This is a genomic window from Bradyrhizobium sp. JR4.1 (assembly GCF_040548605.1).
Taxonomy (GTDB): domain Bacteria; phylum Pseudomonadota; class Alphaproteobacteria; order Rhizobiales; family Xanthobacteraceae; genus Bradyrhizobium; species Bradyrhizobium canariense.
The window spans coordinates 1,092,994-1,105,264 of the sequence record NZ_JBEPRY010000001.1 but is presented as its reverse complement, the minus strand read 5'-3'; the positions used below and the strand labels follow the sequence as shown (position 1 = coordinate 1,105,264).

The following is a 12,271-nucleotide window of genomic DNA, read 5'->3' as shown; positions in this document are numbered from 1 at the left end:
GCTCTCGTGCATTCTTGGCATGGCAGGCCCTTTGCTTGCTCCGCTGTCGCGGTCAACCCCCGAAGCCCACAGGGGCGCGGCACGCGCGGGGTTGACGGCGACAGCGCGAGCCAAGCAACAATGGCCAGGCCATGGATGCGTCTCGCCGGAACACAGCAGATCGCTGACCAGCGGCCTCAAACTGGATCGACTTTGGAGTAAACGACTTTGATACCCCTCGACAACCCGTTCGGCACGAGGTTGTCACCCATGTCTTAGGTACGACCTGTTACCTATGTCTCCGGTCTGGACACTGGGGCGCTGGTGCCGCAAGAGGGATTCGAACCCCCGACCCCGTCATTACGAATGACGTGCTCTACCAACTGAGCTATTGCGGCGAACCCTGCCGGGGCCCGCGCGAGGCCGGTCCCGATACGCGCGCTCGTGATATCGGGCGGGGCCCGAATTGGCAAGGTGGAGCCGGCTCCCAAATGCCGCTCAGCCGCCCCAGCGAGACCAGAATCCGCGCCAGCCGCCGGCCTGGGCCTTTGCTTGGTCCCTGGGCGTGCCGATTTGTTCCGTAAATTCATCGCTCGGGCCCTCGTCGTCGATCCCGGGATCATCCGGGGCGCGGACGATCGGGATGACGGCGGGAATAGGTGCTTGCGTGGGCTTGCCAAGGTCGGCGCGGGTCCGGAACACCGGCGTCGCGGCTACCGGCGATGATTCGGCGATCTCAGGGGCCGGTTTGACCGGCTCGGCTGGCGCGGCCGGCTCTCCCTTTGCCGCTTCGTTGGCAGTTTCCTCGGTGGTTTCCTTGGCGTCCTCCTTGGCTTCAAGAGGCGGCGAATTGTCCTGCGCAGCAGGCACCGGATCCGGCGCCATGACAGCCGGTTCCGCCGGGCTTTCGCTCGGGGCCGCCGTCACCCGCTTCGGCGGCGGAGCCGCCAGCATGGCTTCCTCGAAGGCTGAGGATTCGATCATCGCGCCCCTGTTGGAAGGAAGACTGGCGACCGGCGTTTGCCACTGGAACGCGTCGAGGCGACCGGTGACCGGGGAAACCGGACGCCAGCGATCGCTGACATAACCGTCCGCGGTCCAGGCTGGATCATGGCGGGCGCGCACCGCGCGCAAAGTCCAGGCGCGGGCCCGGCCGCCGTCACCATGCTCGGTGCGCTCGATCTCCGCCATCAGCAGCGCCACGCGCTGGGTCGGATCGTTGACGTAAGGCGCCAGCACCGCGCGCGCACGGGCGAACTCGGACGCATCGATCGCGGCGCGCGCGATCGCCAGCTGGCCCTCGACATAACCAGTCTTGTCGGCAGGAATTTTGGCGGCGAGCGTCTCGACCCGCTGCAAGCGCTGCCGCGCGGAATCGCCGAGCTTCACATGCGCATAGGCATCCGCAAGATCAGGATGCGGATTGGCGAGCCAGGCAGTTTCCACCAGCTTCATGGCGCGGCGCACCTGATGCGCCTCGCTCTCGAATTTTGCAGCGAGCACCGCGGCCGGAACCAGGGTCGGCGCGAGCTTGACCGCCTGCATCACGCTCTCGCGCGCGACGTCGCGGTCCATCGTTTCCAATTCCAGCGCGCGGGCGGCGAGCAGCACGCCGCGCTGGCGGCGATAGGCCTGCTTGTCGATCAGGCCCGCGGACAGATTCGAATCGAGGATCGCGAGCGCGCCGCTCCAGTCGCCGCGCGCGCAGCGGAAGCCGAGCACCGCATGCGAGGCCCAGGTCGAGGACGGCGACAGCTTGATCGCTTCCTCGGCGATCATCACGGCGCCGACCGCATCGTCGGCGCGCTGCGCCTCGATGAACAGGCCGCGCAGGCCGAGCAGGCGCGTGTCCTCGCGCTCGGCCATGGCACGGAAGACGCGCTGGGCCTCGTCGCGATTGCCCTCGAGTTGCGCCGATTGCGCATGCAGGAGAAGCGCGAGCGGATCGTTTGCGGCCAGCCGCCGCGCGGTATCGGCGTGGCGACGAGCAAGCGCGGTGTCGCCATGGCCGATCGCAAGCAGGCCGTGGGTGATGGCGTGGCGGCCGCGAGCATGGCGCTTTTCGTGACGACGGCGGCGCAGACGCCCCGGAGCGCGCCAGGCCATCGTCAGCAGACTCCAGACCAGCACGACTGCCGCGGCAAAGAGGCCAAGCAAGAACACAAATCTGGGAAGCGTCGTTGTGGCGCGGAAAGCGCCCGCGGTCAGGACGAGGTCGCCGGGCTGATCGGCAACCCACGCCGCGCCGGCCGCCGCCAGCGCGATCAGGACGAGGAAGAGGACGATGCGAAGCATGACGATCCCTATACGCGCTGATTGTTGCGCGAACCTTTATTGACCAGGCTTGACGAGATCCGCCATGGCGCCGTCGGCGAATTTGCGTGAGGCGGCGAGCGCCGCGTCACGGGCATCGGCCTTGTCGAGCCAGGCTTGCGCCGGTGCGCGATCGGCCTCGGGCAGCGTCTTCAACTCGCGCCGTGCCTCGACGAAATCGTTGCGCAACGCAGCCGCCGTCACTCGCGCGACGATGGCGCCGCGATCGTTGCCGACCCCGTCGGTCCGCTCGATGCGGACGAGTTTTGACGCCCCTGCCTGAAGGCGCTCGACGATGCCGGTGCCGCTGGCCGGAGCTTCCGCTGGCGGCGACAATTTCGGCACGATGTTGAGGAGCTCGCGACTGAGCGCGACCGGCGTCGGAATGCCTGACGATGCAAAGGTGTCGAGCGGCTTCAGCATATCCGGCTTTGCTGCCAGCGACCGCGCGGCGGCGAGCTGCGATTCGTAGGCGTCGCCGTGGCGAACGGCGACGTCGAGCAGGGCCGCCGCCACCACATGGCGCAGCGGCTTGTCGTCCATCGTCTTCGCGTCAGCGATCTTCTCGCTTTGCTGCGCGAGTTCCGCACGTTCGGTCTTGCTGGCACGCTCGAGCTGCGCGAGGCGGTCGTTGAGAGCGGCAACATCAGGCGCGGCAGCGCCTAGCGCCGATTTCGCGTCGTTGAGGGCGCCCGCGGTCTTGTCGGACTGTGCGCGCAGATTGGCGATGTCGCTGCGCAGGCTCGTTGCGGATTTCTCCAGCGCATCGATCCGCGCCACCATGGCCGGATCGGCGGCAGGCTTGCCCGCCTTGGCTTCGACCGCGGCAATGCGTCCGCTTAGCGCGTCGACGGCTGCGCCCGTCACTTGCGGGGCAGCCGGCGGTGCCTGCACGGCGGGCCAGCCCAGCATCCAGCCGACCGCGATCACAATTGCGGCTGCGACAGCGCCGGAGAACGGCGCGATAACCCAAGGCGAAATCGACGGCGATACCGATGCGGACGCAACGGAAGACTCCTCCGCGGCAGGTTCGGGCTGCGGCTCGGCATTAGCTTCTTCGGACTTGGCTTCTTCAGACTTGTCCTCTTCGGACTTGGCCAGCTCATGCGCGGCCTGTTGGGTCGCTGCCTCAGGCTCGCCCGCCACCTCCTGCGGCTGGGTCGAGACTTCGGTTGCCTCGAGGTCGATGGTGGGCGGAGTCCGCTTGGCACGGCCGGACTGGGGAGCCAATCCTGCGTCTTCAGGCTTGTCGTCGGCCATCGTGACGGTTCCTCACACTTACATGCCCTAAACGGACCCGATTGCGTCGGATTCGGCCCGACCTCTTACGCCAAACGGGTACGCAAAGCACGCTCCAAGGTGTCAAATAAGGCATTTTCGTCCGGCGTCGCGGCCACCAGAACCTGCGAGGCACCGGCCTCGCGCAGCACGCCGGCGACGGCCTCGGACAGGCAGCATTGCGGGATCGCCAGAGCCGAGATTTCGACGCCTTCGCCCCGCGCGGCCTCCAGGAAAGCCCGCGCACTGCGCCGGGAGTAGTGCAGCACCGCCCTGATCCCATGGGCGGCAAAGCGCTCACATACATCGCGCGGCAACAGCTTGATAGGCGCCATACGATAGGTCGTGTGTGTGACGACGTTGAAGCCTTCGGCGCTCAGCTCGCCTCCGAGGTCGCGCGACAGATCCGCGCCCGCGAGATAGAGCAACGTGCCCTTTTTCTTCAGCCGCTTGTCGCGCGCGCTCTGCATCACCTTGTCGCGCAGAGCAGTACCGTCGCCGCCGGCGACGATCACCTCGGCAAAGCCGGCATCGCGCGCGGCGGCGGCCGTGTGCTCGCCGACGGCAAACAGCGGCAGCTCCAGCAGACCAAGGTCCTGCAATTGCGGCGCGACGGCACGGATCGCATTGGCCGACGTGACGATGACGGCGCTGTAGCTCGTTTCACTCTCGGCATGGAAGGCGACCGGCTCGAACTTGAGCACCGGCGCGAGCAGCACCACATGACCCCGTGCACGCAGATTTTCCGACGTCGCCTCATTGTCGGGATGCGGCCGTGTGACAAGAATGGACATCGCTTGTGTTCCCGAACCACGTGGCGGTGGCGCTTTCACGAGGAACGGCCGCGCGTGACGATTGCGTTGGCCGACCCCGGAATGCTACCGGACGTACCAGAACTCTGCTTTGCGGATGAGCGCAAGGGGGGTGAGAAGGGCGCAAATTGGATAACAATTCGCCAATGCTGGTACTGGGCATCGAAACCACCTGCGACGAGACCGCCGCGGCGGTGATCGAGCGTGCGCCTGACGGCACAGGCAAGATCCTGTCCAATATCGTGTGGTCGCAGGTCGAGGAGCATGCCCGTTTCGGCGGGGTGGTACCGGAGATCGCGGCCCGCGCCCATGTCGACCTGCTCGACGGCATCATCGACCGCGCCATGACTGAGGCCGGCATCGACTTCGCCCAGCTCGACGGTGTCGCCGCCGCGGCGGGGCCGGGGCTGATCGGTGGTGTCATCGTCGGGCTCACCACCGCGAAGGCGATCGCGATGGTGCACGCCACGCCGCTGGTCGCGGTGAACCATCTGGAGGCGCATGCGCTGACGCCGCGCCTGACCGACGCACTCGAATTTCCCTATTGCCTGTTTCTCGCCTCGGGCGGCCATACCCAGATCGTCGCCGTCACCGGCGTCGGCCAGTATGTGCGGCTCGGCACCACCGTCGACGATGCGATCGGCGAGGCCTTCGACAAGGTCGCGAAGATGCTGGGACTGCCCTATCCGGGCGGACCGCAGGTCGAGCGCGCGGCGAAGAGCGGCGATCCCGCGCGATTTGCGTTTCCGCGGCCGTTGCAGGGACGCCCCGACGCCAACTTCTCGCTATCGGGATTGAAGACGGCGGTGCGCAACGAAGCAAGCCGGTTGGCCGAGATCACACCGCAAGACGTCAACGATCTCTGCGCGAGCTTCCAGGCTGCCGTGCTCGATTCCACCGCCGACCGGTTGAGCGTAGGTCTCAAACTTTTCCGCGAGCAGTTCGGCGCACCGCGCGCGCTTGTGGCGGCCGGCGGCGTCGCCGCCAATCAGGCGATCCGCGACGCGCTGCATGACGTTGCGAGGAAAGCCGGAACACAATTGATCATGCCGCCGCCGGCGCTCTGCACCGACAATGGTGCAATGATCGCTTGGGCCGGCGCCGAACGTCTCGCACTCGGCATGACCGACACGATGGAAGCACAGCCTCGCGCGCGCTGGCTGCTCGATGCGAACGCGACGGCACCGACCGGATACGGCAAGACGCGCGCGGGATTCTAGCAATGACAGCGTTCCAATCGGTTGCGGTGATCGGCGCGGGCGCCTGGGGCACGGCGCTGGCGATGGTGGCGGCTCGGGCCGGACGGAACGTGACGCTGTGGGCGCGCAATCCCGAGCACGCGACGCGAATCGCATTGAGCCGCGACAATCCGCGGCTGCCGGGCGTGCGGCTTGCTCCGGATATCGTCGTGACGAGCGATCTGGCCCTCGCCGCGCAGGCGGACATGCTGCTGATCGCGGTGCCCGCGCAGCATCTGCGCGGTGCTGTCAACATGCTCGCCTTGCACCTGGAAAAGCCGGTGCCGATCATTGCCTGCGCCAAGGGCATCGAGCACGGCACCCATAAATTCATGACCGACGTGATCGCCGAGGCCGCGTCCCACGCGCAGCCGGCGATCCTGTCGGGCCCGAGCTTTGCCGACGATGTCGCGCGTGGTCTGCCGACCGCGGTCACGCTGGCGGCGAGGGACGAAGCGCTGGCCAACAGCCTGGTGCAGGCGCTGGGCTCGACGACCTTCCGGCCCTATCACTCCACCGATGTCCGCGGCGTCGAGATCGGCGGCGCCGCCAAGAACGTGCTGGCGATCGCGGTCGGCATCGCGGTCGGGCGCAAGCTCGGCGCTTCCGCCCAGGCCGCCCTCACCACCCGCGCCTTTGCCGAGCTGACACGCCTCGGCCGCGCGCTCGGCGCACGCAGCGAAACACTCACGGGCTTGTCTGGCCTCGGCGATCTGATCCTGACCTGCTCGAGCCCACAATCGCGCAATTTCGCGCTCGGCCTGGCGCTTGGCCGCGGCGATCAGCCGCCCGCCGGTAAGCTTGCCGAAGGCGAATTCACCGCGCCGGTCCTGATCGAGCTCGCGGCTTCGCAAAACATCGAAATGCCAGTATCGGAAGCCGTCGCATCGATCCTGACCGGCAGAAGCACGATCGACGCCGCGATCTCGGGGCTCATGACGCGACCTTTCAAGGCAGAGGAATGAACATGGCGTACTGGCTGGTGAAATCCGAACCATCGGTGTGGTCCTGGGACCAGCAGGTGGCGAAGGGCTCCAAGGGCGAGGCCTGGACCGGCGTGCGCAATTACACCGCGCGCCAGAACCTCGTCGCCATGAAGAAGGGCGACAAGGCGTTCTTCTATCATTCCAACGAGGGCAAGGAGATCGTCGGCATCGCGGAGATCGTCAAGGAAGCCTACCCCGATCCGACCGACAAGACCGAGAAATTCGTCTGCGTCGACATCAAGGCCGACAAGCCGTTGAAGATTCCGGTGACGATGGCGGCGATCAAGGCCGAGAAGAAGCTCGCCGACATGGCGCTGGTGAAATATTCGCGCCTCTCGGTGCAGCCGGTGACGGCCGAGGAATGGAAGCTCGTCTGCAAGATGGGTGGGATGTAGGCTTAGGCACTGTAGCCCGGATGAGCGAAGCGATATCCGGGACTACTGCTGCGATCCCGCATGTCGCTACGCTCATGCGGGCTACGATATCGGAGTTCGCGTCTCCGGCAGCGCAAACACCTCGCATGGCGCGGCAATGCCGCGCAGCGAATGTGATCCGAGCGCGATCAGAGGCATGTCCGTCTCGGCGGCGAGCGCGCCCGACACCAGCACGGTTCTGCCGAGCGGCTTGCACAATCCTTCGAGCCGGCTGGCGAGATTGACGGCGGGGCCGATCGCCGTGAAATCGAGCCGGTTGGCGGCGCCGATATTACCCCACAGCATTTCGCCGAGATGCAGCGCCGCCCCGAACGCGAGTGGCGGCACACCTTGGGCACGGCGCTCCGCGTTGAGATACGCCATCCCGGCTTCGGCTGCGCTCGCGGCACGCAGAGCTGCATCGCACGCTTGGCGCGGTGACGCCCCGACCACCGGAAAGATCGCGAGCACGCCGTCGCCGATGAATTTCAGCACCTCGCCGCCGAAGGCGTGAACCGCGCCGGCGATCCGATCGAACCAAGCATCGAGCGCCGCGATGACGTCGGGAGGCGGATTGGTTTCCGACAGGAGCGTGAAGTTGCGCAGATCGGCATAGAGCAGCGCGGCCTGTATGGTCTCGCCGAGATCGCGCCGCAGGGGTGCCGCCAGCACCCGCTCCGCGCTGCGCTTGCCGAGATAAGCATCCAACGTCGCGCACAACGTGGCACGCGCGGCAAGCACCGCAAGGGGCGTCGCGGCGAAACGCGCGGCCTGGCGCAATTGCTCGGTCTCGTCTGCGGTGAACGGACGCGGCCCGATCCAGCCGAGCAACGGCCCGTCAGGCCGTCCGACCAAATCTTCGTGCACCTCACCGTCCGCGATGTCGCGCAGCCAGCGGCGGCCGGCATCGTTGGGCGGGTCGGGCGCGCGGCCGCCTGGTGCGAAGCCGAGCGCTTCGATCACCCGGCCGTTCTCTGCGCGCCACAACCAGGTCCGCTTCGCGATCAGCGGATGCGGCACCTCGAGCGTCAGGCTGCCTGCCGCAAGCGGCACGCCGTCGGCGACCAGATGTGCGCCGAGGTCCGCGAGCAGGCGGTCGGCCCCGGCGCTATCGGCGGCGGCATCGACAAGCCAAGAGAGCGTCGGAGAGAGGTGCATGGCCCGATCATGACGATGCCAGGCCGTCTTTGTCACGGGCAATCCTTGACGGGCCGCTCGCGCGCCGCCATGTCCCAGTGTCAGCCCAGGGATGATCGCCGATGACCGAACCGTTCATAGTGCGACGCGAGACCCAGATTGCCGCCCCACGTGCCACCGTTTTCGCTTACCTGACCGACCCCGAGAAGATTTTGAGCTGGATGGGGTCCGACGCGACCACGGAGCCGCATCCCGGCGGGCTATATCTGCTCAAAGGCATCGGCCCTCGCGGCGGCGTCGCCCGCGGCGCGTTCCGCGAAGTCGTGCCGGTGCATCGGCTCGCCTACACGTTTGGATGGGAGGGCGGCCAGGAAGTGCCGCCCGGTTCGAGCCTGATCGAGATCGACCTGATCGAACGCGACGGCGGCACATTGCTGCGCATGACCCATAGCGGGCTGCCGACCGAGGAACAGGCTGCCGCCCACGCGACGGGATGGGCGCATTATCTGGGACGGCTCACGACCGCAGCCGCGGGCAGCGATCCCGGTCCCGACAACGGCGTTTCCAACAAGGCGTAACGACGCCGAGGTCAGACCGCCGCGGTCGCCACCACCTGCTGTAAAAGCTGCTCGCGCCTGGCCTGCGAGCGCTGGCCCTTCATGGTCGCGGCGAAGCGTTCGAGGATGCCGTCCTCGAACGCCGTGACGATGGTGTCGTGAACATAGCTCTTGCGGCAGATCGCCGGCGTGTTGGAGAGCTGGTCGGCAGCGCCGCGGATTGCCTCCAGCACCTGCTTCTTGCGCCCACGCTGGCTGGTCGCGGGCGTGATCCGCGACAGCGATTCCACGACGACCGCAGAGGCCATCAGCGTACGGAAATCCTTCAGCGAGATCTTGATGCCGGCGATCTCGCGCAGAAACGCGTTCACCTGCGTGGTGCTGACCGCACGCACGATGCCGTAGGCATCGCGATACTGGAACATGCGCTTGCCGGGAACGCCCTGCAAAATGCCGATGGCGCGCACGAGCTTGGCGGCGTCGCACTCCTTGCGCACGGCCTTGCCGCCCTTCGCCTTGAAGGTCAGCACGAAGCTGTCGTCTTCCAGCGAGACGTTGGACTTCAGCAGCGTAGTGGCTCCGCGGGTGCCGTTGAGACGGGCATAGGATTCGTTGCCGGGGCGGATCGCGGTGCGCGCGATCAGTTCGATGACGGCCGAGAGCGCGAACTCGCGGGTCGGCTCGTCGCCCGACAGGAACGCCGAGACCTTGCGCCGGATCTTGGGCAGCGCGCCGACGAGTTTTTCAAGGCGATGCGCCTTGCGTTGCTCGCGGACCTTCTCCCAATCGGCGTGATAGCGATATTGCAGCCGGCCCGCGGCATCGCGTCCCACCGCCTGGAGATGCGTGCTTGGATCGGCCGAGTAGCGCACCTCGCGATAGGCCGGCGGCACCGCCATGGAATGCAGCCGCCGAATGGTGCGGGGATCGCGGATGTGGACGCCGTTGTGCCGCACGAAGGAATAGCCCTTGCCGCGCCTGATGCGGCGGATGGTCAGCTCGTTCTGGTCGCCGAGCCGCAGGCCCAGTTCCTTGGCAAGGGCCTCGACCGTTGCCCCAGGGGCCGCGTCGAACACTTTTTTCGGGCTGGGGCGGCCGGAACCGGCCGGTTTCGGCCATTGTCCCAGGGCTTTGGCTAGCGCAATGGCTGCAGGATCGGCTGAAGCGGGCCGCAAAGTCCCGAGATTCTGCTGATCCATCATAGTCTTATGCCTTAGCCCTGTCTGTTATCGGTCAATGCCGCTGTTCTGATTTTCGTTCCAAGGGGTCTCGTTGGACCCGGGTTGGCCATTTAGGGTGTTCCGAACCGCATTGCGAGTCCCGAATCAGTGAGAGACGGTTTCTAAATACCTCTGCTGGGTGCATGGCGCTCTGCGCGGGCCCATTCCGACGATCTGGGTAAAGACCCGAAAGCCGCCCGTTGCCCTGTTTCAAAACTGCGACAGTCGCAAGAAGCGGCTTGATCCTCCGCATGGCAGGCTGCTCGCCGAAGGTCCAGCTTGTGCACCTTGTCGGGTCCGGTTAGCCCGACGCATAATCGGTGCAACGATCAAGTCGGCTCGCCAGTGGTCTGTGCTCGGCTTGCCGTATGTGGAGGGAAACATGTCCGAGAAGATCTACGACGTCCCCGCGGAATGGGTGAAGCGCGCCTGGGTCGACCAGGCCAAATACAAGGACATGTACGCCCGCTCGATCTCGGACCCGAACGGTTTCTGGGCGGAGCAGGCCAAGCGCATCGACTGGATGCACGCTCCGACCAAGATCGAGAACGTCTCCTTCGCGCCCGGCAACATCTCCATCAAATGGTTCGAGGACGGCGTTCTCAACGTCGCCCATAATTGCATCGACCGGCATCTCCACAGCCGCGCCAACCAGACCGCGATCATCTGGGAAGGCGACGATCCCTCACAATCCCGGCACATCACTTACAAGGAGCTGCACGACGAGGTCTGCCGGATGGCCAACATCCTGCGCACCCGGAACGTCAAGAAGGGCGACCGCGTCACCATCTACCTGCCGATGATTCCGGAGGCGGCCTACGCGATGCTGGCCTGCGCGCGGATCGGCGCAATTCACTCCGTGGTGTTCGCCGGCTTCTCGCCCGACAGTCTCGCCCAGCGCATCAACGACTGCCAGTCCAAGGTGATCATCACCGCGGATGAGGGCCTGCGCGGCGGCAAGAAGGTGCCGCTGAAGGCCAATGTCGACGCGGCGCTCGCCAAGGCAGACGGCGTCGACTGGGTCGTCGTGGTCAAGCGCACCGGCGGCGCGGTCGAAATGAATCCCTCGCGCGACCTCTGGTATCACGACGCCGCCAAGATGGTGACGACCGAGTGCCCGGTCGAGCACATGCACGCCGAGGATCCGCTGTTCATCCTCTACACCTCGGGCTCGACAGGCCAGCCCAAGGGCGTGCTGCACACCTCCGCGGGCTATCTCGTGTTCGCCGCGATGACGCATCAATACGTCTTCGATTATCACGACGGCGACATCTACTGGTGCACCGCGGACGTCGGCTGGGTCACCGGCCACAGCTACATTCTGTACGGACCGCTCGCCAACGGGGCGACCACGCTCATGTTCGAAGGCGTGCCGAATTACCCGGATAATTCGCGATTCTGGAACGTCATCGACAAGCACAAGGTCAACATCTTCTACACCGCGCCGACCGCGATCCGCGCGCTGATGCAGAGCGGCGACGCGCCGGTGAAGAAGACCTCGCGCGCCAGCCTGCGCCTGCTCGGCTCGGTCGGCGAGCCGATCAATCCGGAAGCCTGGGAATGGTATCACCGCGTCGTCGGCGACGACCGCTGCCCGATCGTCGATACTTGGTGGCAGACCGAGACCGGCGGCATTTTGATCACGCCGCTGCCCGGCGCCACGAAGCTCAAGCCGGGCTCGGCGACGCAGCCATTCTTCGGCGTGGTGCCCGAGATCGTCGATGCCGACGGCAACGTGCTGGACGGCGAGACATCAGGCAATCTGTGCCTCACGCGGTCATGGCCGGGCCAGATGCGCACGGTCTATGGCGACCACGCCCGCTTCGAGCAGACTTATTTCTCGACCTACAAGGGCAAGTATTTCACCGGCGACGGCTGCCGACGCGATGCCGACGGTTATTACTGGATCACCGGCCGCGTCGACGACGTCATCAACGTCTCCGGCCACCGCATGGGTACCGCCGAAGTCGAAAGCGCACTGGTCGCGCATGAGAAGGTGTCGGAGGCCGCCGTGGTCGGCTTCCCGCACGACATCAAGGGCCAGGGCATCTACGCCTATGTGACCCTGATGGCCGGCATCGAGCCGACCGAGGATCTGCGCAAGGAGCTCGTCACCTGGGTGCGCAAGGAGATCGGCCCGATCGCTTCGCCCGACCAGATTCAGTTTGCACCGGGTCTGCCAAAAACGCGCTCCGGCAAGATCATGCGCCGCATCCTGCGCAAGATCGCCGAGGACGAGCCGGGCAGCCTGGGCGACACCTCGACCCTGGCCGATCCCGGCGTGGTCGACGACCTCGTCAAGAACCGGCAGAACAAGAAGTCGGCGTAAAGGCGGTCT

General features: G+C 66.2%; 10 protein-coding genes and 1 tRNA gene. 5 read left to right on the top strand and 6 right to left on the bottom strand.

Features of this window, described 5'->3' with window-relative positions; all coding sequences use genetic code 11:
* Positions 1 to 301: 301 nt before the first annotated feature.
* From ABIB90_RS05285 to ABIB90_RS05270, 4 genes are all read right to left on the bottom strand, one after another.
* Positions 302 to 377 (bottom strand) — tRNA-Thr (locus ABIB90_RS05285).
* A gap of 100 nt (positions 378 to 477) precedes the next feature.
* On the bottom strand, positions 478 to 2,274 hold the full coding sequence (locus ABIB90_RS05280; protein ID WP_219681863.1) for a heme biosynthesis HemY N-terminal domain-containing protein: 1,797 nt from the start codon (positions 2,272 to 2,274) through the stop codon (positions 478 to 480).
* Between the two features lie 36 nt (positions 2,275 to 2,310).
* On the bottom strand, positions 2,311 to 3,552 hold the full coding sequence (locus ABIB90_RS05275) for a COG4223 family protein (RefSeq protein WP_354200366.1): 1,242 nt from the start codon (positions 3,550 to 3,552) through the stop codon (positions 2,311 to 2,313).
* Positions 3,553 to 3,617: 65 nt separating this feature from the next.
* Entirely contained in the window at positions 3,618 to 4,364 is a 747-nt protein-coding gene (locus tag ABIB90_RS05270) for a uroporphyrinogen-III synthase (RefSeq protein ID WP_354200365.1), read from the bottom strand.
* 164 nt (positions 4,365 to 4,528) lie between these two features.
* Here ABIB90_RS05270 and tsaD point away from each other — a divergent pair, with 164 nt between their 5' ends.
* From tsaD to ABIB90_RS05255, 3 genes are read left to right on the top strand one after another with little or no spacing between them, the layout of a single operon-like run.
* A complete protein-coding gene (tsaD, locus tag ABIB90_RS05265) occupies positions 4,529 to 5,602 on the top strand; it encodes a tRNA (adenosine(37)-N6)-threonylcarbamoyltransferase complex transferase subunit TsaD (RefSeq protein ID WP_354200364.1) in 1,074 nt (357 codons plus the stop codon).
* Between the two features lie 2 nt (positions 5,603 to 5,604).
* Positions 5,605 to 6,585, top strand: coding sequence for an NAD(P)H-dependent glycerol-3-phosphate dehydrogenase (locus ABIB90_RS05260; RefSeq protein ID WP_354200363.1), 981 nt, complete (start codon positions 5,605 to 5,607; stop codon positions 6,583 to 6,585).
* Between the two features lie 2 nt (positions 6,586 to 6,587).
* A complete protein-coding gene (locus ABIB90_RS05255) occupies positions 6,588 to 7,001 on the top strand; it encodes an EVE domain-containing protein (protein WP_354200362.1) in 414 nt (137 codons plus the stop codon).
* An 81-nt stretch (positions 7,002 to 7,082) separates the two neighbouring features.
* On the opposite strand, the gene ABIB90_RS05250 is transcribed toward ABIB90_RS05255, so the two are convergent.
* A complete protein-coding gene (locus tag ABIB90_RS05250) occupies positions 7,083 to 8,177 on the bottom strand; it encodes an adenylate/guanylate cyclase domain-containing protein (protein WP_354200361.1) in 1,095 nt (364 codons plus the stop codon).
* A gap of 101 nt (positions 8,178 to 8,278) precedes the next feature.
* On the opposite strand from ABIB90_RS05250, the gene ABIB90_RS05245 reads away from it, so the two are divergent.
* The gene (locus ABIB90_RS05245) at positions 8,279 to 8,734 is read left to right on the top strand and encodes an SRPBCC family protein (RefSeq protein ID WP_354200360.1); all 456 of its coding nucleotides are present in this window, start codon (positions 8,279 to 8,281) and stop codon (positions 8,732 to 8,734) included.
* Between the two features lie 11 nt (positions 8,735 to 8,745).
* Here ABIB90_RS05245 and ABIB90_RS05240 read toward each other — a convergent pair whose 3' ends face one another.
* Complete coding sequence (locus tag ABIB90_RS05240; RefSeq protein WP_354200359.1) at positions 8,746 to 9,915, bottom strand: DNA topoisomerase IB; 1,170 nt, start codon at positions 9,913 to 9,915, stop codon at positions 8,746 to 8,748.
* Positions 9,916 to 10,315: 400 nt separating this feature from the next.
* On the opposite strand from ABIB90_RS05240, the gene acs reads away from it, so the two are divergent.
* Positions 10,316 to 12,262: an acetate--CoA ligase gene (acs, locus tag ABIB90_RS05235; RefSeq protein WP_354200358.1), complete on the top strand. Its 1,947-nt coding sequence runs from the start codon at positions 10,316 to 10,318 to the stop codon at positions 12,260 to 12,262.
* The last annotated feature ends 9 nt before the right edge of the window (positions 12,263 to 12,271 follow it).